This is a genomic window from Microbacterium marinum, from assembly GCF_014204835.1.
Lineage (GTDB): Bacteria > Actinomycetota > Actinomycetes > Actinomycetales > Microbacteriaceae > Microbacterium > Microbacterium marinum.
In genome coordinates, this window is record NZ_JACHMD010000001.1 from 2284935 (window position 1) to 2309070 (window position 24136).

Sequence of the window (24136 nt, forward strand, 5' to 3'; positions counted from 1 at the left end):
TAGTGTGGGCACATGCCAGCATCGCCGAAGATACTCGGGATCGTCCTCGCCGGAGGCGAAGGGAAGCGGCTCATGCCGCTCACGCAGGATCGGGCCAAGCCCGCGGTACCCTTCGGCGGTCAATATCGCCTCATCGATTTCGCGATCTCGAACCTCATCAACTCGGGCCTGCGGCAGATCGTCGTGCTGACCCAGTACAAGTCGCACAGTCTCGACCGCCACGTGTCGCAGACCTGGCGGATGTCCGCCCTCCTCGGCGCGTACGTCACCTCCGTCCCCGCCCAGCAGCGGCTCGGGAAGCGCTGGTTCTCGGGTTCCGCCGACGCGATCCTCCAGTCCCTGAACCTGATCCACGACGAGAAGCCCGACATCGTCGCGGTGATCGGCGCGGACCACGTCTACCGCATGGACTTCCAGCAGATGATCGACGCGCACATCGCCTCGGGCGCGCGCGCATCGGTCGCCGGCATCCGTCAGCCCATCGGCCTGGCCAATCAGTTCGGCGTCATCGACGTCGACCCCGAGGACGGCTCGACCATCCGCGACTTCCTCGAGAAGCCGCAGAATCCGACCGGACTCGTCGACAGCCCCGGCGAGGTCCTCGCCTCGATGGGCAACTACGTCTTCGACACGGACGCGCTCATCGAGGCCGTCGAGGCAGACGGCGAGCTGCCGACGTCCAACCACGACATGGGCGGCGACATCATCCCCTACTTTGTGAACCGCGGCGAGGCCGCCGTCTACGACTTCAAGCGCAACGACGTGCCCGGGTCGACCGACCGCGACCGCGACTACTGGCGCGATGTGGGGACGATCGATTCATTCTTCGACGCGCACATGGACCTGATCTCGGCGCTCCCGGTCTTCAATCTTTACAACATGGACTGGCCCATCCGCTCGCAGTCGGTCAACTCGCCTCCCGCGAAGTTCGTGCGCGATGGCGTCGGCCGCATCGGGAACGCGATCGATTCGATCGTCTCGCTCGGCTGCGTGCTCTCGGGCACCCACCTCGAGCGGAGCGTCGTCGGACCGTGGACGCTCTCGGGAGGGGGCTCGACGATCACGGACTCCGTGCTGTTCGACCACGTCAGCGTCGGAGCGGGTGCCCGGGTGCACCGGGCGATCCTCGACAAGAACGTCGTGCTCGAAGCGGGCGCCACGGTCGGGGTCGACCGCGAACTCGATCTCTCCCGCGGGTTCACGGTGACCGACAGCGGGCTGACCGTCGTGGGCAAGAACGTCCGCATCACCCCGTGACCGAGGACGCCGCGGCGACCCGATAGCGTGGACGGGTGCCTGACGCCCGATTCCTCGTCGTCTTCGACGCCGATTCCACGCTGATCCGCAACGAAGTCATCGAGCTGATCGCCGATGAAGCCGGACGTGGACGCGAGGTCGCGGCGGCGACGGAGGCGGCGATGCGCGGCGAGGTCGACTTCGCCGCCAGCCTCCGGTCGAGGGTCGAGCAGTTGGCGGGCGTTCCACTCGCGTCGTTCACCCGGGTGCTCTCCCGCGTTGAGCCCACTCCCGGGGCACGCGAGCTCGTCGAGGCGATCCATCGACGCGGTGGCGTCGCTGCCGTCGTGTCCGGCGGGTTCCACGAGATCCTCGACGTCGTGGCGCCCGACCTCGGGATCGACGTATGGCGCGCGAATCGGCTCGTGAGCTCGGATGCGGTTCTCACCGGCGAGGTCGACGGCGAGATCATCGACGCCGCGGGGAAGGCAGCCGCCCTCCGGGAATGGGCACGCGAGCACAACGTGCCGACGGACCGGACCATCGCCATCGGCGACGGTGCGAACGACCTCCAGATGATGGATGCCGCAGGCCTGGGGGTCGCGTTCAACGCCAAACCCGCCGTCCGACGTCAGGCCGACGTCGTCGTGGGACCGGTCGATCTGGCTCAGGTCATCCCACTCCTGCCCTGACCTCGTGGCGTGTCGGCGCCCGGGCGTACTCTCGCCGGTATGGACGTCATCCTCATCCCCGGACTCTGGCTCGACGATTCGTCGTGGGACGACATCGTCGACCCCCTGCGGGAGGCCGGTCACACCCCGCACGCCCCACCCTGCCCGGTGTCGGCGTCGCCGCGCCCGAGTCCTCGGACATCGGGATCGCCGACTGGATCGAGGCTGTCGTCAGGGAGATCGACGGCGCCGACGGTGACGTGGTCCTCGTCGGCCACAGCGGTGGTGGGAACGTGGCCTGGGCGGCAACCGAGGCGCGCGCGGGCCGCGTGGCGCGCGTCGTCTTCGTCGACACCACTCCGCCTCCTCCCGGCGCGGAGATCTCGGAGTTCCCCGTCTTACACGGCGTCGTCCCCTTCCCCGGGTGGGACTTCTTCGACGAGGAGGACGTCGCCGATCTCGCCCCCGAGGTCCGCGAGCGCACCGCGCCGACGACGCGATCAGTGCCCGCGAGGGTGCCGACCGACCCGCTGCCTCTGTCGGGTGGGGCGCGTCACGCTGTGCCGGTGACGATGCTGATGGGCGGCATGGACGAGGAGACGTTCCGCCGGGTCGTGCAGCAGTGGGGCGCTTTCGCCGCGGAGTTCGACGCGATCGAGGACGCCACGGTGGTCCCGCTCGGAACCGGCCACTGGCCGCAGTTCTCCGACCCCGACCGTCTGGCGCGCGCGTTGCTGGCCGCCATCGGCTGATTGCAGCTCACGCTCGCGCGTGTCGGATCGTGGGCTCAGTGCCCCATGCCCAGGCCGCCGTCGACCGGGATGACCGCGCCGGAGATGTAGGCCGCATCGTCCGAGGCGAGCCAGGCGACGACTGCTGCGACCTCCGCAGCATCGCCGAACCGTCCGGCGGGGATGTTCTTCTTGTACTCCGCCTGGGTGTCCTCAGGCAGGGCCGCGGTCATGTCCGTCTCGATGAAGCCGGGGGCGACGACGTTGGCGGTGATCGACCGCGCGCCGAGCTCCCGCGTCAGCGACCGTGCGAATCCGACCAGCGCGCTCTTGGACGACGAGTAGTTGATCTGACCGGCGGAGCCGTACAGGCCCACGACCGAGGAGATGAGGATCACGCGACCCCACCGGGCGCGGAGCATCCCCTTCGCGGCACGCTTGACGACCCGGAACGCGCCTCCCAGGTTGGTCGAGACGACCGAGTCGAAGTCCTCCTCCGTCATCCGCAGAAGAAGCGTGTCCTTCGTGATGCCCGCGTTCGCGACGACGATGGCGATGGGGCCGAGCTGCTGCTCAACCTCGGTGTACGCGGCGTCGAGAGCCGCGGCATCCGTCACATCCGCCCGCACCGTCAGGGTGCCCTCGGGACCTTCCCCGGATCGTGCCGTCACCGCGACACGGTAGCCGTCGGCGACGAAGCGCTCTGCGATGGCCCGGCCGATGCCGCGGTTGCCGCCGGTGACGAGGACGACGCGTTCACTGGACATGGTGCTCCTTGGAGATGACGGCAGCGGGGAACCGCCCCAGCCTAGTCGCGGTGCGGGCGGTACGCTGGGAGCAGCATCCCGCTCGAAGGAGACGTCCGTGACCGACGCCACGAACCCCGCACCGCAGCCGACCCCGCCTTCCTCGGGCGACACGACTCCCCCGGCACCGCCGGCCGCACCGGGCTACGGAGGCTCCTACCCGCCTCCCGCGGCCCCGCAGCCGCAGTACTCCGCGCCGCAGTACCCGGCATCGGGGTACGGCCAGGCACCCTATGGCCAGGCGCCCTATGGCTACGCACCCGCGTCGCCCGCGCGACCCACCAACGTCCTCGCGATCGTCTCGCTCATCGCGTCGATCGCGGGCCTCTCCTTCGTCCCGGTGCTCGGGTCGATCGCGGGCGCGATCATGGGTCACATCTCGCTGCGGCAGGTGAAGACCTCCGGCGAGAACGGCCGTGGCCTGGCCCTGGCGGGCACCATCGTGGGGTGGGTCGGCACCGGCATGTGGGTGCTGCTCATCGTCTTCTGGGTGATCTGGGTCGTCTTCATCATCGGTCTGGCGGCATCGTCGGGGTCGACCACCTTCAGTTGAGTTCACGGCGGGCCATATGAGATCCACTTCCGCACAGTCGGCCACCTCGCTCGCCACCGCACCCGAGGAGGACGCCCGCGCCCGTACGCGGAAGTACTTCATCGTCATGGGCGTCCGCGTCACCTGTTTCATCCTGATGGTGACGGTCACGCCCTACAGCTGGTACACATGGATGTTCGCCCTGGGTGCCGCGGTCCTGCCGTATCTCGCGGTCGTGATCGCCAACGTCAGCGCAGCCCCGACCGCGCGCCGGGCGGAACAGCCGCGTCGGGAGATCACGTCGTCGACGCCGATGCTCGTCGACTCCGACGACACTGGCGAGGGAATCATCCGCATCGAGGAGAAGCGCGACGGGGATCGCACGTGACCGCGGCGCAGTGCTCCCGGGCTGGATGCCGCGCTGACGCCGAGTGGCAGGTCGTGTGGCGCAACCCCCGCATCCACACCCCCGACCGGCGGAAGATCTGGGCGGCGTGCGACGAGCACGTCGCGTTCCTGCGCGATTACCTCGCGACGAGGGAGTTCCCGGTGCAGGTTCTGCGGTTCGACGAGGCGGCGACCTCGTGAACCGGCGCACCGTCCTGCGCTGGAGCGGCTACGTGGCGGTCGCCGTCGTGTTCGCGATCGCGTGCGTGATGCTGTCGAACTGGCAGTTCGCCCGCAGTGCCGAGCGAGAGGCGGAACTCGCGCTCGTGGCCGGCAACTACGACCGGGCTCCCGTGGACCTGGCGGAGCTGATCGCCCCCGGCGCGGCGTTCGACCCAAGCGATGAGTGGCGCACGGTCACGCTCCGCGGCGAGTACCTCGCCGACGACACCCTGCTGGTGCGCAACCGCCCGCGTGGCGGGACGAGTGCCTTCGAGGTCCTCGTCCCGTTCCGCACCGATGACGGCCGCGTCGTGATCGTCGATCGAGGGTGGGTCCCTCCTGGCCGCGATCAGCCGGAACCCGATGCGGTGCCCGCCCCGCCGAGCGGCACGGCGACCGTCACGGGCCGCCTGCAGCCGGGAGAGATGTCCGCGCGCGAGGGTCGGTCGGCGCCCGAAGGGCAGGTCGCGACCATCGATCTGCCGCTGATCGCTGAGACGATCGGCGAGGAGTCCGCCGCTGTGACGTCGGCCTACGTGCTGATGACCGACGAAGACCCCGCGGCGGAACGGCCGAACGCACTCGAGCCGCCGTCGGAGGACCCGGGGCCGCATCTGTCGTACGCCATCCAGTGGATCCTCTTCGCCGTGATGGGTTTCGCGTTCATCTGGTACATGATCCGCACCGAGGTCGCGCATCGCCGCGAGGATGCGGAGTCCGGGGAGTCGGTGCCGCGACGGCGCAAGACGGGCCGCCGCGATCGCGACATGGAAGCGGAAGACGAGCTCCTCGACGTCCGCTGACCCGCGTCAGCTCACCCGCCGGACCGCGTCACGCCAACAACGTCCGGACCGCGTTACGCCAACTCGATGAGGTCGACGTAGTCGCGACCCCAGATGTCCTCGACGCCGTCGGGCAAGATGAGCACGCGCTCGGGGTTCAGCGCCTGGACGGCGCCGGAGTCGTGCGAGACCAGCACGACCGCGCCCTCGTAGTGCGCGAGCGCTCCGAGGATCTCTTCGCGTGAGGCGGGGTCGAGGTTGTTCGTGGGCTCGTCGAGCAGGAGCATGTTGGCCGACGAGACGACGAGGGTCGCCAGCGACAGGCGCGTCTTCTCACCGCCGGAGAGCACGCCGGCGGGCTTGAGCACGTCGTCGCCGGTGAACAGGAACGACCCGAGGACCTTCCGGGCTTCGGTCGCCGTGATGTCGGGGGCCGCAGACATCATGTTGTCCAGGACGGACCGGGTGACGTCGAGGTTCTCATGCTCCTGGGCGTAGTAGCCGATCTTGAGACCGTGCCCCGGTTCCAGCTGGCCCGTGTCGGGCTTGTCCACGCCGGCGAGGATGCGCAGGAGCGTGGTCTTCCCCGCTCCGTTGAGACCCAGCACGACGACCTTCGACCCGCGGTCGATCGCGAGGTCGACGCCGGCGAAGATCTCCAGCGACCCGTAGGACTTCGAGAGGTCCTTCGCCATGAGCGGGGTCTTGCCGCACGGGGCGGGCTTCGGGAACCGGAGCTTCGCGACCCGATCCTCCTGGCGCACCTCCTCCAGGCCGGAGAGCATCTTCTCCGCACGCGCCACCATCTGGTGCGCAGCTGCGGCCTTCGACGCCTTCGCACCGAACCGTGCCGCCTGGAGCTGGAGTGCGGTCGCCTTCTTCTCGATGTTGACGCGCTCCTTCTTGCGGCGCTCTTCATCGGCGACGCGCTGACGGAGGTAGTTCTTCCAGTTCATGTTGTAAACGTCGATGACCTGCCGCATGGCGTCGAGATAGAACACCCGGTTCACCGTCTCGCCGACCAGCTCGACGTCGTGGCTGATGACGATCAGCCCGCCCTTGTAGTTCTTCAGGAACTCCCGCAGCCACACGACGCTGTCCGCGTCGAGGTGGTTGGTGGGCTCGTCGAGGATCATCGTCTGCGCGTCGGAGAACAGAATGCGGGCGAGCTCGATCCGGCGGCGCTGACCACCCGAGAGTGTCTTCAGCGGCTGGTCGAGGATGCGGTCCGGCAGCGACAGGTTGTGCGCGATGGATGCCGCTTCGGCCTCAGCCGCGTAACCACCCAGAGCCTCGAAGCGCTCGGTGAGGTTGCCGTACCGGCGCATCGCCTTGGCGGCGACGGTCTCGTCGTCGTCGCCCATGAGCATCGAGGCTTCGTGCATCTGCAGGGCGAGGGTGCCGAGCCCACGCGCATCGAGGATCCGCGTCCGGGCGAGCATCTCGGGGTCCCCGGTACGGGGGTCCTGCGGCAGGTAGCCGAGCTCTCCGGAGCGGTCGACCTTGCCGTCCGCGGGGATGAGGTCGCCGGCGAGCACCTTCGTCAGGGTGGTCTTGCCGGCGCCGTTGCGGCCCACGAGGCCGATCTTGTCTCCGTCCGACACGCGGAAGGACACTTCCGACATGAGCGTGCGGGCGCCCACGCGGATCTCGAGATCGTGCACGGCGAGCACAGCAGACGTCCGTTCTTCGGGAGGGGAATCGGCCGAGCGGCCAAATCCCCAGTATAGATCTTGTCGCGCGTCGACAGCGTTTCCCGTGCCCGCGCGAGAGCGCCCCTAGGATGTGGCGAATGAGCGCGCGGCCGCGCGCACCGACGCCCAGGAGGCCCGATGTCCCTGTCCACCGCCGTCCGGCGCCCCGTCCTCGCCGACCTGATCGCTCGGCCGTCGACGCGCGCACGTGCCCTCGCGACGGATGCCGCCCTGGTCCTGGCCGGTGTCGCCCTCGTGGCGCTGCTCGCCAAGGTCTCCTTCTTCATCGGCCCGGTGCCGATCACCGGTCAGACGCTCGGGGTGATCGTGGTCGGAGCCGCGCTCGGCGCCCGGCGCGGCGCCGCCGCGCTGACGACCTACATGCTCGCCGGGCTCGCCGGTGCGCCGATCTTCGCGGGCGCCCTGGCGGGCCCGGCCTACGTCCTCAACCCTGCGTTCGGGTTCATCCTCGGTTTCATCCCGGCGGCGTTCGTCGCCGGCTGGGTCGCCGAGCGCGCGTGGGACCGCAAGCCCGCGCTCGCCTTCGCCGGCTTCGTGGGTGCATCGATCGTCCCGTTCCTGATCGGCGTGCCGTACATGGCCGTGATTCTCGGCACCGTCGTCGGCGCCGAGGTGACCGTCGCGCTGGTGCTCGAGGCGGGTGTCACACCCTTTATCGTTCCGGGTCTCATCAAGGCCGCCTTCGCTGCTCTCCTGATCCCGGCGGCATGGCTGGGCGCACGCGCCGTGGAGCGCCGCTCGCGCCGCTGATCCCCGCCTCCATTTCGTGAGACGGCCCGCACTTCGGTGCGGGCCGTTTCGCGTCCGACGATTTCCTGACGGACGGGCGCGGATGTAAGGTTAGGCGACCCTAAACATTCGACCCTGGAGCTCTCGTGCCTCGCATCCGCTCTCTCGTCGCCGTCGCTGCGGCATCCCTCCTCGTCCTCACCGGATGCGCCACCACGGGCACCACCGCGGGGAACGACACCTCGGATCAAGCGGCGGAGTCCTCCGGCTTCCCCGTCACCATCGAGCACGCGTTCGGCACGACCACCATCTCGGAGAAGCCCGAGCGGGTCGCCACCGTCTCGTGGGCGAACCAGGAAGCCGCCCTGGCTCTGGGCGTCGTGCCCGTCGGCATGCCCGCCGTGACGTGGGGCGACGACGACGACAACGGCATCCTCCCCTGGGTCGAGGACAAGCTCGAAGAGCTGGGTGCCGAGACCCCGGTCCTCTTCGACGAGGCCGAGGGCATCGACTTCGAGGCGGTCGCCGACGCGCAGCCCGACATCATCCTGGCCGCCTACTCCGGTCTCACGCAGGAGGACTACGACACCCTCACCAAGATCGCGCCGGTCGTCGCCTACCCCGACGTCGCGTGGGGCACGACGTGGCAGGAGCTGACGACCATCAACGGCACCGCGCTCGGCCTGAAGGACGAGGCCGAGGCGCTCGTCGACGACCTCACCGCGCACCTCGGCGAACTGACCGCCGAGTACCCCGCGGTCGCCGGCAAGACGACCATCTTCAGCTCGTTCGACGCCACCGATCTCAGCCAGATCGGCTTCTACTCCCTCGAGGACCCCCGACAGCTCTTCCTGCAGGACCTCGGGTTCGAGCCGGCCGCGACGGTTGTGGAGCAGTCGGAGAACACCGACCAGTTCTGGATCACCAACAGCACCGAGGAGATCGAGCGCTTCAGCGACCTCGACGTGCTCGTGACCTACGGCGACGACACCACCCTCGCGCAGATGCAGGCCGACCCGCTGCTGGCGAAGATCCCGGCCGTGGCCTCGGGCGCGGTCGTCGTCCTCCCGCTCTCGAACGCTCCGCTGTCGGCGGCGGCGAACCCGAGCCCGCTGTCCATCACGAACGACCTGACGGCCGATTTCGTCGACCTCCTCGGAGAGGCGGCGGCGAAGGTCACCGAGTGATCTGACCGCACCCCTCCTCCCCCTCGTGAGCACTCTCGTCTCGGCACCCGTCGTCGCCGCGTCCGCGTCTCCCCGACGCCGGACGCGGCGGCGCCGCGTGGCCTGGCTGCTGATCCTCGTCGCCACCGTCGCGGTGATCGCGGTTCTGTCGGTGACCTTCGGAAACCGCACCGTCAGCCTCCCCGACATCGTCGCCGGTCTCACCGGCGACATCGAGACGACCTCCGCGGCCGCCGTCGCCCGGAGAGTGCCCCGAACTCTGCTCGCCCTCCTCGTCGGCGCGGCGCTCGCCATGGCGGGCACCGTCATGCAGGGCGTCACCCGCAACCCGCTCGCAGACCCTCAGATCCTCGGCATCAACGGCGGCGCGTCGCTCGCCGTCGTGACCGGCCTCGCCTTCTTCGGCATCACCAGCTCCCTGGGCTACATCTGGCTCGCGATGCTCGGAGCCGGGCTCGCCGCGGTGTTCGTCTACACGATCGGCTCCCTCGGCCGGGGTGGTGCGAGCCCCCTCAAGCTCGCCCTCGCAGGCGCGGCCACCGCCGTCGCCTTCACCTCCCTCGTCAGCGCGATCCTGCTGCCGCGCATCGACGTCATGAGCGTCTTCCGCTTCTGGCAGATCGGCGGCGTCGGCGGCGCCACCTTCGACAAGATCGCCCTGCTCCTCCCGTTCCTCGCCGTCGGCGCCGTCATCTGCATCGCCTCCAGCGGAGCACTCAACTCCCTCGCCCTGGGCGACGAACTGGCCACCGGTCTCGGCGAGCGGGTTCGGACGGCCCGCCTGGTCTCCGCTCTCGGCGCCGTCATCCTCTGCGGATCGGCCACTGCGCTCGCAGGCCCCATCGGCTTTGTCGGACTCATCGTCCCTCACGTCTGCCGGCTCATCGTCGGCCCCGACCATCGCTGGCTCCTCCCCGTCTCCGCACTCGTCGGAGGCGGCCTCCTCACGGTCGCGGACGTCGTCGGCCGCGTCATCGCCCGCCCCCAGGAGGTCGAGGTGGGAGTGGTCACCGCCCTCATCGGGGCGCCGTTCTTCATCGCCATCGTCCGCCGTCAGAAGATGAGGGCACTGTGACCGCCCTCGCGCCGCAGCGCGGCGCTCTCGAGATCGTCTCGCAGGGCAGGGCCCGTCGCCGGCGCCGCCGGATCGTCGTGACCGGCCTCCTGCTGATCGCCGTCGCCGCGGCCTACCTCATCTCTCTGATGGTGGGACAGACCTTCTACACACCCGCGGAAGTGTGGGCCGTCATCACCGGTCAGACCGTCCCGGGGGCCTCCTTCACCGTCGGCGAGCTCCGGCTGCCCCGATCGACGGTCGCCCTCCTGGCCGGCCTCTGCTTCGGCATGGGTGGCGCCGTCTTCCAGACCATGCTGCGCAACCCGCTCGCCAGCCCCGACATCATCGGGATCAACGCTGGAGCGAGCGCCGCAGCCGTCGTCGGAATCGTCTTCCTCTCCTTCGACGAGACCACCGTCTCCCTCGTCGCGACCGTCGCCGCCCTCGCCACGGCACTCACCATCTATCTGCTGGCTTTCAAGGACGGCGGTGCCGGAGCGCGATTCATCCTGATCGGGATCGGCGTGGCGGCGATGTTCAACAGCGTGGTCGCCTACGTCCTCTCCCGCGCCGCGGAGTGGGATCTCCAGGCGGCGATGCGCTGGATCACCGGCAACCTCAACGGCGCCGCGTGGAGCCAAGCCGTCCCGCTCGCGATCGCGATCGCGATCGTCGTGCCGGTGCTGCTGTGGCTCACGCGCGACCTCGAACTGCTCCGCCTCGGCGACGACACGGCATCCGCGCTCGGAGTGCCCGTCGAGCGGCGTCGGATCATGCTCATCGTGTGCGCCGTCGCACTCCTGGCCTTCGCGACCGCCGCCGCCGGCCCGATCTCGTTCGTGGCGTTCCTGGCCGGCCCCATCGCCGCCCGGCTCCTGGGCCCCGTCGGCTCGCCCGTCCTCGTCGCGGGCCTGTTCGGCGCGTTCCTCGTCCTCTTCGCCGACCTCACCGGACAGTACCTGCTGGGCATGCGACTGCCCGTGGGCGTCGTCACCGGCGTGCTCGGCGCTCCGTACCTGATCTTCCTGCTCATCCGCAGCAGCCGCTCGGGAGGTTCCCTATGACCGCCGACCGCACGCTCGAGGTCTCGCACGTTCGGCTCGCCTACGGCGACCGGGTCATCGTGGACGACCTCGACCTCACCGTTCCCGCCGGGCGCATCACCGCGATCGTCGGCGCGAACGCCTGCGGCAAGTCAACTCTGCTGAAGTCGATGGCCCGCCTGCTCACCCCCCGAGCGGGCCAGGTGATCCTCGACGGCAAGGACATCCACCGTCTTCCCACGAAGCAGGTGGCCCGCGACCTCGGTCTGCTCCCGCAGTCGCCCATCGCCCCCGAGGGGATCGCCGTGTCCGACCTGGTGGGCCGAGGACGGACGCCGCACCACGGTCCGCTCTCGCGCTGGAGCCGGAACGATGACGAAGCCGTCGCCGCCGCCCTCGAGGCCACCGACACCGCCGCTCTCGCGGACCGTCCCGTCGACGAGCTCTCCGGAGGTCAGCGCCAGCGGGTGTGGATCGCGATGGCGCTCGCGCAGCAGACCGACGTCCTGCTCCTGGACGAGCCGACGACCTTCTTGGACGTCAGCCACCAGATCGACGTCCTCGATCTGCTGACCGACCTCAACCGCCGCAACGGGACCACGATCGTGATGGTCCTGCACGACCTGAATCTCGCCGCCCGATACGCCGACCACCTCGTGGCGATGGCGGGCGGGCACCTGTATGCCGCCGGCGACCCCGACGAGGTCCTCACCGCACGAACCGTGAAGGACGTGTTCGGGATGGACAGCCAGGTCATCGCAGACCCCCTCACGGGACGACCGCTCGTCCTGCCCATCGGCCGCCACCACGTTCCGGCGTCCTCCGACGCCGCTCGCCCCGCCTGACTCGAGGAAGCCGCATGAGCCGCAACACGATGACCTTCTTCCGCGCCCCCGTCGCCGCGGTCACCAACCTGACCCCGAGCTTCCGACGGTTCACGTTCCGCGACGACAAGTTGGGCAGCTACGGCGACCCTGGCTTCGACCAGCGCGTGAAAGTGATGTTCCCGACGGCCACCGCGCCCATCGACTCCATGCCCACCGGGGACGACTGGTACGACCGGTGGCGGGAGATGCCGGAGCTTGCACGACCGGTGATGCGGACCTACACGACCCGAGCCGTGCGGAACGCGCAGAACGAAGTCGACATCGACATGGTCGCCCACGACGTCATCGGCCCGGCGTCGGCGTGGATCGCCGGCGCACAGGTCGGCGATGAGGTGCTGATCCTCGCTCCCACCGTCGAGCACCGCGGGGTGAACTTCGGCATCGACTTCGTGCCGCCGGCGCGCACTGATGCGATCCTGCTCGCGGGAGATGAGACGGCCGCTCCTGCCATCGCCCGGATCCTCGAGCAGCTTCCCCACGATGCACGCGGGGTCGTCGTCCTCGAGGTGCCGCACGCCGAGGACATCGCCTACCTTCCCGAGCACCCGGGCTTCGAGCTGGTGACGGCGGCCCGCGAAGGCGAGCAGCACCGCCACGATCACCTCATCTCGGCCGTCACGGAGATCGCTCACCGCCTGGCACCCGAGGGCGTCGGCGCGGAAGTCGAGGAGATCGACGTGGACACCGACATCCTGTGGGAGGTGCCGCGAACCGCCAAGGGCGGCGCCGCGCTCAAGCGCGCGCCGCTGTACGCGTGGCTCGCCGGCGAGGCATCCGCCATCAAGGCGCTGCGACGCCACCTCGTCGGGGACGTCGGCGTGGACCGCCGTGCCGTCGCCTTCATGGGGTACTGGCGACTGGGGCGTTCGGAGAACTGACCCGCGCGATCAGAGGCGGGAGCCGGATCGTGCGAATGCCGCGATCCGTTCGACTGCCTCACGCAGGATGTCGGGGCCGCAACCGAAGTTCATGCGGACGTGCCCTCTGCCCTGCGGGCCGAAGTACGGCCCGTGGTGGAGCGCGACGCGCGCGTTCCGTCGCACCGCGACGGCGGGATCGTCGCCCCACTTGTACGCCGACACGTCGATCCACGCCAGGAATCCGGCCTGCGGCGGACGATAGCGGGCGAGCGGGAGATGCTGTGCCAGCAGCTCAGCCAGCAGCGTCCGATTGACGTCGAGGCGCGCTCGCAGCGACGCGAGCCACGCGTCGGAGTCGCCGGAGAAGGCGGCGATGTTCGACAGCGCTCCGAAGAGTCCCGTGCGCCACTCCACCTCCCAGGGCAGCTGCCGGAGAACCGCGGCGTTCGCCTCGGATGCCGCGACCATGACGGCGCACTTGAGTCCTGCCAGGTTGTAGGCCTTCGACGCGCTCGTCACCGCGAAGCCCACGTCTGCCGCGTCGTCCGAGACGGAGAGGAACGGCGTGAACGGGTGGTCCGCATGCGCCAGGGGACCGTGGATCTCGTCGCTGACGACGACCGCCCCGTGACGGGCGGCGATCGTCGCGAGCTGCGCGAGCTGCTCGCGGCTGTGCACGGTCCCGGTGGGGTTGTGCGGATTGCACAGCAGCACAGCCCGCGCACCGCCGGAGAGCGCCGCGTCGATGCCCGGGAGGTCGAGGAACCACCCCGACCCGTCATCGACGAGCGGCACCTCCTCCACGACGGCGCCCGCCTCGCGGACGGTGTCGAAGAAGGGTGGGTAGACGGGAGGCGTGATGACCACGCGCTCCCCGGGCGCCACGGTCGCCCGCAGGATCTCGACCACACCCATCATCACGTCGCCGGTCCATCGCACCCGCGCCGGGTCGACCCTCCACCCCCAGTGGCGGTGCGCGAAGGAGACGAACGCGCTGCCGATCTCCGGACGCGGCGGCGTGTACCCGGTGTCGCCGATCTCCACCGCTTCGCGCAGGGCGTCCGTGATCGCCGGCGCGAGCGGGAAGTCGGTCTCCGCGACGAACATCGGGATGACGTCCGGCCCGTAGGAACGCCACTTCGTGCTCGACCGCCGCCGAAGGACCTCGAGCGGAAGCGCGTCCAGGGGCGTGACCGTCACCCTTCGAGACTAGTCAGCACGACGGCGAGGACCGCCCGGATGACAGTGCGTGACATCAGATCGAGAAGCCGAGGGCGCGCATCATGTCGCGGCCGTCGTCCGTGATGCGTTCAGGACCCCACGGCGGCATCCAGACCCAGTTGATCCGGAAGCGATCGACGACGCCGTCCAGCGCCTGCCCGGTCTGCTCCTCGAGCACGTCGGTCAGGGGGCAGCCGGCGGAGGTGAGCGTCATGTGGATGACGAGGGCGTCGTTCTCGTCATCCCAGCCGAGGTCGTAGATGAGGCCGAGGTCGACCACGTTGATCCCGAGCTCGGGATCCATGACGTCCTTCAGCGCTTCGGTGACCTCGTCGTACTTCTCGGGTGCGAGCGTCTCGGTCATGCGTCGATCCTAGGCCTCGTCGCCGACGGGGGCGAGGAAACGGTCATAGCCCTCGTCCTCGAGTCGAGCGGCGAGCTCCGGGCCGCCCTCTTCTGCAACGCGGCCGTTCACGAGCACGTGGACGAAATCAGGCTTGATGTAGCGCAGGATGCGCGTGTAGTGCGTGATGAGGAGCACGCCCATGTCGCTCTGCTCCTTGGCACGGTTGACGCCCTCGGACACGATCTTCAGCGCGTCGACGTCGAGGCCGGAGTCGGTTTCGTCGAGGACGGCGATCTTCGGCTGCAGCAGCTCCAGCTGGAGGATCTCGTGCCGCTTCTTCTCTCCGCCCGAGAATCCCTCGTTGACGTTGCGGGCGGCGAACTTGGGATCCATCCGCAGGTTCTTCATCGCCTCCTTGACGTCCTTGCTCCATGCGCGGATCGACGGCGCCTCCCCGGCGACCGCGGTCTTGGCGGTGCGGAGGAAGTTGGTGACCGTCACACCGGGGATCTCGACCGGGTACTGCATCGCGAGGAACAGGCCGGCGCGGGCGCGCTCGTCGACCGACATCGCGAGGACGTCCTGGCCGTCGAAGGTGATGCTGCCGCCCGTGACGGTGTACTTCGGGTGGCCGGCGATCGTGTACGCCAGGGTCGACTTGCCCGAGCCGTTGGGGCCCATGATGGCGTGGGTCTCTCCGGTGCGGACGGTGAGGGTCACGCCGTTGAGGATCGGGGTCTCGCCGGCTTCGGTCTCGACCGTCACGTGCAGGTCGCGGATCTCGAGGACAGACATGTCAGGCTTCTTTCTTCAGTTCACAGCTTTGGTCACCGTGGGATCGATGAGGATGTCGTCCCCGTCGATCGTGACCTCGTAGACGGGCACCGGCTCGTAGGCCGGAAGGTTCAGGGGACGACCGGTGCGCAGCGAGAAGGCCGAGCCGTGCGCCCAGCACTCGAGCGATTCGCCTTCGACGAAGCCGTCGGCCAGCGAGATGTCGCCGTGGGTGCAGGTGTCGCCGATGGCGTGCACCTCGCCCTGACCGTCGAGGACGACGGCGATCGCAACGCCGTCGATCTCCACGCGCACCGCGGTGTCCTGGGTGAGGGCGCTCAGCTGGAGCACCTTCTGTGCACTCACGGGGCGACACCACCGGCGAGCTCGGCCTCGATCGCGGCGGTGAACTCCTCCTCGAGCGAGGGGATGCCGATCTTCTGGACGATCTCGATGAGGAAACCCAGCACGACCAGCCGGCGCGCCTCCTCCTCGTCGATCCCCCGGGCCTGGAGGTAGAAGAGCTGCTCGTCGTCGAAGCGACCCGTCGCACTCGCGTGCCCGGCGCCGACGATGTCGCCCGTCTCGATCTCGAGGTTCGGGATCGAGTCGGCGCGCGCGCCGTCGGTGAGGACGAGGTTTCGGTTCGCTTCGTAGGAGTCGGTGCCCACGGCATCCGGCCCGATGAGGACGTCGCCGATCCACACGCTGCGGGCGCTCGCGCCCTGGAGAGCGCCCTTGTAGAGCACGTCGCCGACGGTGTGCGGACCCTTGTGGTGCAGGTAGACCTGGCTTTCGAGGTGTTGCCCCGCATCGGCGAAGGACAGGCCGTAGAGCTTGCCCTGCGCGCCGGCTCCGGCCAGCTCGACCGACGGGTTCACGCGGACCACGCCGCCGCCGAGGCTCGCCACGATGTGGGTGAGTGTCGCATCCTTGTCCACGCGGGCCTGGTGGGCCGAGAGGTGAACGGCGTCGTCATCCCACCGCTGGACGGAGACGACCGTCAGCGCGGCGCCGTCGCGCACGATGATCTCGACGTTCTGCGCCTGCTCGGCCGTGCCCTCGTGGCGGAGGATCACGGTGCCCCGCGAGTTCGGCTGCGCCTCGATCACGACGTGCGCGTGCGCCACGCCACCGGTGCCGGTGAGATGGACGACGACCGGCTCATCGAGCTCGACGTTCGCCGGGATGCGGATGAGCGGCGCCTCCGCCTCCTGCGTCCACGCGATCGCGCTGGTCACGTCTTCGGGGCGGAACACCTCGCCGCGCGGAGCCTCGTCCACCTTCAGGCGGAGATGCTGCACCTCCGCGGGTCCGCTCACCTCGACCGAGATGACGTCGTGGGGCGCCGGCTCGTCGACCAGCAGCGGTCGGAGCCGGTCGAGTGGGGTGTGCTTCCAGTTGACCTCGCGGCCGGTGGGCACGCCGAAGTCCGCCGCGTCGTACGACCAGGGTCGCTCCGACCGCGTCTGCACGGGCACGAAGCCGCCGTCGGTCAGCACGGCCGCAGGGTCGATGTGACCTTCCGCGGTGTTCGCGGGGGTCTGAGTCGCTGTCGTCATCAGCCGACGGATCCTTCCATGCCCATCTCGATGAGCTTGTTCAGCTCGAGGGCGTACTCCATGGGCAGCTCACGGGCGATCGGCTCGATGAAGCCGCGCACGATCATCGCCATGGCCTCGTCCTCCGGCATCCCCCGGCTCATGAGGTAGAACAGCTGCTCTTCGCTGACCTTCGAGACCGTCGCCTCGTGGCCGAGCTGCACGTCGTCGACCCGGATGTCGATCGCGGGGTACGTGTCGGAGCGCGAGATCGTGTCGACCAGGAGCGCGTCGCACCGGACCGTGTTGGCCGAGTGGTGCGCGTTGGCGTCCACGCGGACCTCGCCGCGGTATCCGGCGCGACCACCGCCGCGCGCGATCGACTTCGAGACGATCGACGACTGCGTGTACGGCGCCATGTGGATCATCTTCGCGCCGGCGTCCTGGTGCTGGCCGGGGCCGGCGAACGCGACGGAGAGGGTCTCGCCCTTGGCGTGCTCTCCCATGAGGTAGATCGACGGGTACTTCATCGTCACCTTGGAGCCGATGTTGCCGTCGACCCACTCCATCGTCGCGCCCTCGTGGGCGACGGCACGCTTGGTGACGAGGTTGTAGACGTTGTTCGACCAGTTCTGGATCGTCGTGTAGCGAACGCGCGCGTTCTTCTTCACGATGATCTCGACGACGGCCGAGTGCAGCGAGTCGCTCTTATAGATCGGGGCCGTGCACCCTTCGATGTAGTGCACGTAGCTGCCCTCATCGGCGATGATCAGCGTCCGCTCGAACTGGCCCATGTTCTCGGTGTTGATGCGGAAGTAGGCCTGCAGCGGAATTTCGACGTGCACGCCCGGGGGCACGTAGACGAACGAGCCACCCGACCAGACGGCCGTGTTCAGCGCGGCGAACTTGTTGTCGCCCGCGGGGATCACGGTGCCGAAGTACTCCTCGAAGAACTCCGGGTGCTCGCGCAGAGCGGTATCGGTGTCCATGAAGATGACACCCTGCTTCTCGAGCTCCTCGTTGATCTGGTGGTAGACCACTTCGGACTCGTACTGCGCGGCGACACCGGCGACCAGCCGCGCGCGCTCCGCCTCGGGGATGCCGAGCTTCTCGTACGTGTTGCGGATGTCCTCGGGGAGGTCCTCCCACGACTGCGCCTGCTTCTCCGTGGAGCGCACGAAGTACTTGATGTTGTCGAAGTCGATCTCGGAGAGATCGGCGCCCCACGTCGGCATCGGCTTGCGGCCGAACAGCTGGTGGCCCTTCAGACGGGTCTTCAGCATCCACTCGGGCTCGGACTTCAACGCCGAAATGTCGCGGACGACGGCCTCGTTGAGGCCGCGCTTCGCGCTCGCGCCGGCGGCATCCGGGTCGTGCCAGCCGAACTCGTACACCCCCAGGCCCTCGAGTTCGGGACGGTCGATGAGCACATCCGACATGACGTTTCCTCCTCACAGGCCCGGGCGGTGTCATCCGCTCCGGCATTCCCGGTCTCACGAGGAGTGCGCGAGGGGGGATGCCGCTTGCTGGGCCGCTCTTCCGGCACGAGACCGCGCCTAGAATCGTTGTGCGAGCCGCGACCGGAGTCGCTCTCGCCTACCCCGCCATTCTACAGGCACCGCCACCCCCTGCGGCCGTGCCGATCCCCGCCCGGAGGCGATTCCATGCTGACCACCGACTCTCCCGCGACGGCAGCGACGGCGGTCCGCATCTCCCCCGCTCTCCGCGTGTTCGCGTGGCTGTCGTTCCTCGCCGAGACTCTTATCATCGCGACCGGCGGCGCCGTGCGGCTCACGGGATCCGGGCTCGGGTGCCCGACCTGGCCGACCTGTACGCCCGACTCTCTGGTCGCCACGCCCGAGATGGGCATCCACGGGATCATCGAGTTCGGCAATCGCACGTTGACCGGGCTCGTCGGCATCCTCGCCCTCGCCGTCGTCCTCCTCGTGTGGCGCATGCGCCGCGATCGTCGCGACCTCTTCGTGCTCGCGGCGATCGTGCTCGGCGGCGTCGTGGCGCAGGCGATCGTGGGCGGCATCACCGTGCTGACGGGGCTCAATCCGTTCATCGTCGGGTTCCACTACGTCGTCTCGCTCGTGCTCGTCTGCGTCTGCGCCGCGTTCCTCGTGCGCCTCGACGAGCCGGCGGGGGCACGTCGCCGCGCCGTCCCGGCCTGGTACGCCGGCCTCACGCACGGGACGACCCTCGTGCTCGCGCTCACGATCGCCTTCGGCGTCCTGACGACCGGCGCCGGCCCGCACTCGGGCGACGCGGCTGCCGGGCGGAACGGGTTCAACGCCGAGGTCCTCGAGCACGTGCACGCATGGCCGGGATACGCGCTGCTCGCTCTCACCGTCGCGCTCACCGCCGTCGCGTGGATCCGCAACCTGCGTACCCGCACCTGGATCTCGGTGCTCCTGCTCGCGGAGCTCGTCCAGATCGCCGTCGGGCTCTACCAGGCGCGCAACGGTCTCCCCGAGCTCGCCGTGGGGATCCACATGGTTCTGGCCGCCCTGACCGCAGCGGCGATGACGGTGGTCGTCCTGCGGCTGAAGGCACCCGCCGACTCCGCATACATGGCCGCCTCATAGGAACCACCGAGGATCTGCTCGGGTGGGTCGGGAACAGTAGCGACGGTCGTCCGCAATCGGACGATTCCGCTATTGAGGAGATCCGATGAACACCCGCCCCCGCCTCGTCCGCAGCATTCCGTTCTGGCTGCTGATCGCTGGCTCGCTCGCATCCGCGACCGCCGGAGCCCTGGTCCTCGTCGACAAGCTCAGCCTCATGGAGACGGCGCTGACGGCCGGCACGGCGACCGGCGTCGAAGTGTACGTCGGTCAGATCTGGGCCGTGCTCGGCGCGATCCTGATCGGCGCCGGCGCCGTCGGTCTGGCACTCGCCGCCACCCTGGGTGCGCTGCGCGCCTTCGCTCCCACCGCTGTGATCGCCGATGACCGGATCGTCGACGACGCCGCGTGGAACGACCCCACGGTCACGGACGGTCCGGCCGACGCCGACGAGCGCATCGAGTCCGACGCGACTCCGGTTACCCGCTGACGGTGGCCGATCGGCCCGCTGCGTCTCAGAAGGGAAGCAGCGGGTCGATCGCGATCGCCACGAACAGCAGCGTCAGATACGTGATGGAGGCGTGGAAGACGCGCATCGGCTTGATCTGCTCGCCGCGCACGGCGCGGGCGTACAGCACGTGGGACTCGTAGATGAACCATCCACCGAAAACGAGCGCCGACACGGTGTAGACGAGACCCATCCCCGCGACGGGGATCAGCAGCAGCGAGCTTGCGATCGTGGCCCAGGCGTAGAGGATGACCTGCAGGCCGACCTGGATGCCGTCGCGCGTCGCGCCGAGCATCGGCACCTCGGCCTCTTCGTAGTCGCCCTTGTACTTCATCGACAGCGGCCAGTAGTGCGGCGGCGTCCACAGGAAGACGAGCAGGAAGAGGATGAACGGCGTCCACGACAGCGACTCCGTGACCGCCGACCAGCCGATGATGACGGGGAAGCATCCGGCGATGCCACCCCAGACGATGTTCTGCTCGGTCCGGCGCTTGAGCCAGATCGTGTAGATGACGACGTAGAAGAAGATCGCCGCCGCGCTCAGCGAGGCTGCAACCCAGTTGGTCGTCGCGAGGAGCCACACGGTCGAGACGACCGCGAGCGTCCACGAGAAGATGAGCGCGCCCCGGGGGGTGACTTCGCCGGTCACGAGCGGCCGGTTCTTCGTGCGCTTCATCTGCGCATCGATGTCGCGGTCGAGGTACATGTTGAAGGATGCCGCGGAGCCGGCGCTCATCGCGCCTCCGATCACGGTGGCCAGGATCAGCCACAGATCGGGCAGGCCACCCTCGGCGAGGAACATCACCGGGATCGTCGTGACGAGCAGGAGTTCCAGCACGCGCGGCTTCGTCAGCTGCACGTAGGCACGGATGGTGGAGCCGATGGACGACCGGGTCGACGCGGTCGCGCGCCCGTCGGTCTGTGTGATTGCCATGTCCCCACCGCTGTTGATCGTCGCGTCGAGTCTACGGCATCCATTTCGAGCAGGCCCATGGCAACCCTTTGCCAAAGTTCGTCACAGAGCGCCGATCCGGCCCCGACGAAGGGCCCGGCTGGATATGCTGAAAGTCCCGCGCGCGGGACGACACCCCTCTTTTGCAGGCCCTCGTCCGCGCCGACCCGTGACGAAAGGCGACCAGGTGTCAGAGCTGGCTTGGGATGAGATCGACCGGCGCGCGGTGGACACCGCGCGCGTACTGGCCGCGGATGCGGTGGAGAAGGTCGGCAACGGCCACCCGGGCACGGCCATGAGCCTGGCCCCCGCCGCGTACCTGCTGTACCAGCGGGTTCTCCGTCACGACCCCACCGACACCCACTGGCTCGGTCGCGACCGCTTCATCCTCTCTGCGGGCCACTCCTCCCTCACCCAGTACGTGCAGCTCTACCTGGGCGGTTTCGGCCTCGAGCTCGACGACCTCAAGACGCTGCGCACGTGGGGCTCGCTGACCCCGGGCCACCCGGAGTACGGCCACACCAAGGGCGTCGAGATCACGACGGGACCGCTCGGCCAGGGCCTGGCCTCGGCCGTCGGGTTCGCCTATGCCGCCCGCTACGAGCGGGGTCTGTTCGACCCGGATGCCGCGGCGGGCACGAGCCCGTTCGACCACCACGTCTTCGTGGTCGCGGGCGACGGCGACCTGCAGGAGGGCGTCACCGCCGAAGCGGGCTCCCTCGCCGGTCACCAGCAGCTCGGCAACCTCATCGCGATCTACGACTCGAACCAGATCTCGATCGAGGACGACACGAACGTGGCTTTCACCGAGGACGTGCAGGCCCGGTACGAGGCATACGGCTGGCAGGTCCAGGTCGTGGACTGGAAGAAGACGGGCGAATACGTCGAGGACGTCGCCGCCTTGCACTCCGCGATCGAGGCAGCGAAGGCCGAGACCGCGAAGCCCTCGCTCATCATCCTGAAGACGATCATCGGCTGGCCGGCTCCCGGCAAGCAGAACACCGGCAAGATCCACGGCTCCGCGCTGGGTGCCGACGAGCTCGCCGCGACGAAGAAGGTCCTCGGGTTCGATCCCGAGGAGACGTTCGCGGTCGCGGATGACGTGATCGCTCACACGCGTTCGCTCGCCGAGCGCGCGGCATCCGACCGGGCGGCGTGGCAGGAGTCCTTCGACGCCTGGGCGGCCGCCAACCCCGAGCGCAAAACGCTGCTCGACCGCCTCGAGGCGGCCACGCTCCCCGACGGCATCGAGGACGCCCTGCCGACGTTCGAGGCGGGCAAGGACGTGTCGACCCGCGCGGCGTCGGGCGTGGTGCTGAACGCACTCGCGGCCGAGCTCCCCGAGCTGTGGGGCGGATCGGCGGACCTCGCCGAGTCGAACCTCACGACCATCAAGGACGCGAAGAGCTTCATCCCCGCCGAGTGGTCGACCCACGAATGGTCGGGCGACCCGTACGGACGTGTGCTCCACTTCGGCATCCGCGAGCACGCCATGGGTGCGATCGTCAACGGCATCAAGCTGCACGGACCGACACGCCCTTTCGGCGGCACGTTCCTGATCTTCAGCGACTACATGCGCCCGGCCGTGCGCCTGGCCGCACTGATGGACATCCCCTCGGTGTTCGTCTGGACGCACGACTCGGTCGCCCTCGGTGAAGACGGGCCGACCCACCAGCCCATCGAGCAGCTCGCCACGCTCCGCCTCATCCCGAACTTCACCGTGGTGCGTCCCGCGGACGCCAACGAGACGGCAGCGGCGTGGCTCGAGATCCTGCGTCGCCAGGGCGGCCCCACCGGCATCGCCCTCACCCGCCAGAACATCGCGGTCTTCCCGCGCGGCGAGAACGGGTTCGCGACGACCGAAGGTGTCGCCAAGGGTGCGTACGTTCTCATCGATGCGCCCGACGCGAAGCCCGACGTCGTCCTGATCGCCACCGGCTCCGAGGTGCAGCTCGCCGTCGTGGCACGCGAGACTCTCGCCGAGGAGGGCATCAACGCCCGCGTCGTGTCGGCGCCGAGCCTCGAGTGGTTCGCCGAGCAGGATGCCGCCTACCGCGAGTCCGTCCTCCCAGCCGCCGTGACCGCCCGCGTCTCGATCGAGGCGGGCGCGACCGGACTGTGGCGTGGCCTCGTCGGCGACCGCGGCCGGACCGTGGGCATCGATCACTTCGGCGCGTCGGCCGATTACAAGACCCTGTTCGAGAAGTTCGGCGTCACCGCCGAAGCGGTCGTGGAAGCGGCACGCGCAACTGTCAAGGAGAACGCATGAGCACCCCCACCGCAGATTTGTCCGCCGCCGGCGTCAGCATCTGGCTCGACGACCTCTCCCGCTCGCGGATCGACAGCGGCAACCTCGCCGAGCTGATCCAGAAGCGCGACGTCGTCGGCGTGACGACGAACCCGTCCATCTTCCAGGCCGCCATCGGCAACAAGAACGACGACTCGTACGACGCACCGCTGGTCGCTCTCGCACAGAACGGCGCCGATGTCGACACCGCGATCTTCGAGATCACGACGACCGACGTGCGTGACGCGGCCGACATCTTCCGTCCGGTGTTCGACGAAACCGACGGCGTCGACGGCCGCGTCTCAATCGAGGTCTCCCCCGATCTCGCCCACGACACCGAGGCGACCATCGCGCAGGCCAAGGAGCTGTGGGCCAAGGTCGACCGGCCGAACACCCTCATCAAGATCCCCGCCACCCTGGCGGGCCTGCCCGCCATCAGCGCCGTGCTCGCCGAGGGCATCTCCGTCAACGTGACGCTGATCTTCTCGCTCGAGCGCTACGCCGCAGTGATCGACGCGTACCTCACCGGCATCCGTGAGGCCGCCGCGAACGGCCACGACATCGCGACGATTCACTCCGTCGCCTCGTTCTTCGTGTCGCGCGTGGACACCGAGGTCGACAAGCGGCTCGACGCGATCGGCACGCCCGCTGCGACCGCCCTGAAGGGCAAGGCCGGCCTCGCCAACGCACGCCTCGCGTACGAGCTCTTCGAGAAGACGTTCGCCGAGCCCCGCGCCGTCGAGCTCATCGCCGCCGGCGCCACCGTCCAGCGCCCCCTGTGGGCCTCGACCGGCGTCAAGGACCCCGCGCTTCCCGACACCCTCTATGTCACCGAGCTCGTCGCCCCCGGCACTGTCAACACGATGCCGGAGAAGACGCTCGAGGCGACCTTCGATCACGGGGTGATCACCGGCGACACCGTCACCGGCGCCTACGCCGACGCGCACCGGACCTTCGACGAGCTCGCTGCGGCCGGCGTCGACCTCGTCGACGTCACGCAGGTGCTCGAGGACGAGGGCGTGGAGAAGTTCATCGTCTCGTGGCACGACCTGCAGGCGACCGTCCGCGACGCTCTCGACGCGGCACGCTGAG

At 69.1% G+C, this 24136-nt stretch carries 26 protein-coding genes; 17 read left to right on the top strand and 9 right to left on the bottom strand.

All coding sequences use genetic code 11. The features are described from left to right. Positions 1–12 precede the first annotated feature (12 nt). The 3 genes from glgC (at position 13) to BKA24_RS11270 (ending at position 2659) form a co-directional block, all read left to right on the top strand. Positions 13–1257 carry a glucose-1-phosphate adenylyltransferase gene (gene glgC / locus BKA24_RS11260; protein WP_184218087.1) on the top strand — a complete coding sequence of 415 codons (1245 nt, stop codon included), beginning with the start codon at positions 13–15 and terminating at the stop codon, positions 1255–1257. A gap of 35 nt (positions 1258–1292) precedes the next feature. Beyond that, positions 1293–1928, top strand: a complete 636-nt coding sequence (gene serB, locus BKA24_RS11265) for a phosphoserine phosphatase SerB (protein ID WP_184218089.1) — start codon at positions 1293–1295, stop codon at positions 1926–1928. Between the two features lie 83 nt (positions 1929–2011). Then, a complete protein-coding gene (locus tag BKA24_RS11270) occupies positions 2012–2659 on the top strand; it encodes an alpha/beta fold hydrolase (RefSeq protein ID WP_343066100.1) in 648 nt (215 codons plus the stop codon). A gap of 35 nt (positions 2660–2694) precedes the next feature. Here BKA24_RS11270 and fabG read toward each other — a convergent pair whose 3' ends face one another. Further along, complete coding sequence (gene fabG / locus BKA24_RS11275; protein ID WP_184218090.1) at positions 2695–3405, bottom strand: 3-oxoacyl-ACP reductase FabG; 711 nt, start codon at positions 3403–3405, stop codon at positions 2695–2697. Between the two features lie 97 nt (positions 3406–3502). On the opposite strand from fabG, the gene BKA24_RS11280 reads away from it, so the two are divergent. The 4 genes from BKA24_RS11280 to BKA24_RS11295 are packed head-to-tail and all read left to right on the top strand — an operon-like array spanning position 3503 to position 5388. Continuing rightward, positions 3503–3997, top strand: a complete 495-nt coding sequence (locus tag BKA24_RS11280; protein ID WP_184218092.1) for a DUF4190 domain-containing protein — start codon at positions 3503–3505, stop codon at positions 3995–3997. Positions 3998–4013: 16 nt separating this feature from the next. After that, positions 4014–4364 carry a DUF3099 domain-containing protein gene (locus BKA24_RS11285; protein ID WP_184218094.1) on the top strand — a complete coding sequence of 117 codons (351 nt, stop codon included), beginning with the start codon at positions 4014–4016 and terminating at the stop codon, positions 4362–4364. Then, positions 4361–4564 carry a hypothetical protein gene (locus BKA24_RS11290; protein ID WP_184218096.1) on the top strand — a complete coding sequence of 68 codons (204 nt, stop codon included), beginning with the start codon at positions 4361–4363 and terminating at the stop codon, positions 4562–4564. Before BKA24_RS11285 ends, BKA24_RS11290 begins: the two co-directional genes overlap by 4 nt. Next, a complete protein-coding gene (locus BKA24_RS11295; protein WP_184218098.1) occupies positions 4561–5388 on the top strand; it encodes an SURF1 family cytochrome oxidase biogenesis protein in 828 nt (275 codons plus the stop codon). The genes BKA24_RS11290 and BKA24_RS11295 overlap by 4 nt, the downstream gene beginning before the upstream one ends. Positions 5389–5441: 53 nt before the next feature. Here BKA24_RS11295 and BKA24_RS11300 read toward each other — a convergent pair whose 3' ends face one another. Then, a complete protein-coding gene (locus tag BKA24_RS11300) occupies positions 5442–7040 on the bottom strand; it encodes an ATP-binding cassette domain-containing protein (protein WP_184218100.1) in 1599 nt (532 codons plus the stop codon). A gap of 159 nt (positions 7041–7199) precedes the next feature. Between BKA24_RS11300 and BKA24_RS11305 the strand changes: the two genes are divergently transcribed. The 6 genes from BKA24_RS11305 to BKA24_RS11330 all read left to right on the top strand — a co-directional run bounded on the left by BKA24_RS11305 (position 7200) and on the right by BKA24_RS11330 (position 12863). Continuing rightward, on the top strand, positions 7200–7832 hold the full coding sequence (locus BKA24_RS11305) for a biotin transporter BioY (RefSeq protein ID WP_184218102.1): 633 nt from the start codon (positions 7200–7202) through the stop codon (positions 7830–7832). 125 nt (positions 7833–7957) lie between these two features. Beyond that, a complete protein-coding gene (locus BKA24_RS11310; protein ID WP_184218104.1) occupies positions 7958–8998 on the top strand; it encodes an ABC transporter substrate-binding protein in 1041 nt (346 codons plus the stop codon). A 25-nt stretch (positions 8999–9023) separates the two neighbouring features. Further along, on the top strand, positions 9024–10073 hold the full coding sequence (locus tag BKA24_RS11315; RefSeq protein WP_184218106.1) for an iron chelate uptake ABC transporter family permease subunit: 1050 nt from the start codon (positions 9024–9026) through the stop codon (positions 10071–10073). Beyond that, positions 10070–11119, top strand: coding sequence for an iron chelate uptake ABC transporter family permease subunit (locus BKA24_RS11320; RefSeq protein ID WP_184218108.1), 1050 nt, complete (start codon positions 10070–10072; stop codon positions 11117–11119). The genes BKA24_RS11315 and BKA24_RS11320 overlap by 4 nt, the downstream gene beginning before the upstream one ends. After that, a complete protein-coding gene (locus tag BKA24_RS11325) occupies positions 11116–11943 on the top strand; it encodes an ABC transporter ATP-binding protein (protein WP_184218110.1) in 828 nt (275 codons plus the stop codon). The genes BKA24_RS11320 and BKA24_RS11325 overlap by 4 nt, the downstream gene beginning before the upstream one ends. A gap of 14 nt (positions 11944–11957) precedes the next feature. After that, entirely contained in the window at positions 11958–12863 is a 906-nt protein-coding gene (locus BKA24_RS11330; protein WP_184218112.1) for a siderophore-interacting protein, read from the top strand. A gap of 9 nt (positions 12864–12872) precedes the next feature. Here the strand turns inward: BKA24_RS11330 and BKA24_RS11335 are convergent, their stop codons facing one another. From BKA24_RS11335 to sufB, 6 genes are read right to left on the bottom strand one after another with little or no spacing between them, the layout of a single operon-like run. Then, positions 12873–14045: an aminotransferase class I/II-fold pyridoxal phosphate-dependent enzyme gene (locus BKA24_RS11335; RefSeq protein WP_184218114.1), complete on the bottom strand. Its 1173-nt coding sequence runs from the start codon at positions 14043–14045 to the stop codon at positions 12873–12875. 55 nt (positions 14046–14100) lie between these two features. Then, positions 14101–14430: a metal-sulfur cluster assembly factor gene (locus BKA24_RS11340; RefSeq protein ID WP_184218116.1), complete on the bottom strand. Its 330-nt coding sequence runs from the start codon at positions 14428–14430 to the stop codon at positions 14101–14103. Between the two features lie 9 nt (positions 14431–14439). Continuing rightward, positions 14440–15207: a Fe-S cluster assembly ATPase SufC gene (sufC, locus tag BKA24_RS11345; RefSeq protein ID WP_184218118.1), complete on the bottom strand. Its 768-nt coding sequence runs from the start codon at positions 15205–15207 to the stop codon at positions 14440–14442. 15 nt (positions 15208–15222) lie between these two features. Continuing rightward, on the bottom strand, positions 15223–15552 hold the full coding sequence (locus tag BKA24_RS11350; protein WP_184218120.1) for a Rieske 2Fe-2S domain-containing protein: 330 nt from the start codon (positions 15550–15552) through the stop codon (positions 15223–15225). Beyond that, complete coding sequence (sufD, locus tag BKA24_RS11355; RefSeq protein WP_184218123.1) at positions 15549–16748, bottom strand: Fe-S cluster assembly protein SufD; 1200 nt, start codon at positions 16746–16748, stop codon at positions 15549–15551. The genes BKA24_RS11350 and sufD overlap by 4 nt, the downstream gene beginning before the upstream one ends. Next, entirely contained in the window at positions 16748–18166 is a 1419-nt protein-coding gene (gene sufB / locus BKA24_RS11360) for a Fe-S cluster assembly protein SufB (RefSeq protein WP_184218125.1), read from the bottom strand. The genes sufD and sufB overlap by 1 nt, the downstream gene beginning before the upstream one ends. A 225-nt stretch (positions 18167–18391) precedes the next feature. Between sufB and BKA24_RS11365 the strand changes: the two genes are divergently transcribed. Together BKA24_RS11365 and BKA24_RS11370 are read left to right on the top strand one after the other, a co-directional pair. After that, positions 18392–19318 carry a COX15/CtaA family protein gene (locus BKA24_RS11365; RefSeq protein ID WP_184218127.1) on the top strand — a complete coding sequence of 309 codons (927 nt, stop codon included), beginning with the start codon at positions 18392–18394 and terminating at the stop codon, positions 19316–19318. Between the two features lie 85 nt (positions 19319–19403). Beyond that, positions 19404–19787, top strand: coding sequence for a dinucleotide-utilizing enzyme (locus BKA24_RS11370; protein ID WP_246367082.1), 384 nt, complete (start codon positions 19404–19406; stop codon positions 19785–19787). Positions 19788–19812: 25 nt separating this feature from the next. Here BKA24_RS11370 and BKA24_RS11375 read toward each other — a convergent pair whose 3' ends face one another. Further along, a complete protein-coding gene (locus BKA24_RS11375; protein ID WP_184218129.1) occupies positions 19813–20739 on the bottom strand; it encodes a heme o synthase in 927 nt (308 codons plus the stop codon). A gap of 205 nt (positions 20740–20944) precedes the next feature. Here BKA24_RS11375 and tkt point away from each other — a divergent pair, with 205 nt between their 5' ends. Continuing rightward, a complete protein-coding gene (gene tkt / locus BKA24_RS11380) occupies positions 20945–23026 on the top strand; it encodes a transketolase (RefSeq protein ID WP_184218131.1) in 2082 nt (693 codons plus the stop codon). Next, positions 23023–24135: a transaldolase gene (gene tal, locus BKA24_RS11385; protein ID WP_184218133.1), complete on the top strand. Its 1113-nt coding sequence runs from the start codon at positions 23023–23025 to the stop codon at positions 24133–24135. Before tkt ends, tal begins: the two co-directional genes overlap by 4 nt. Position 24136: the final 1 nt, after the last annotated feature.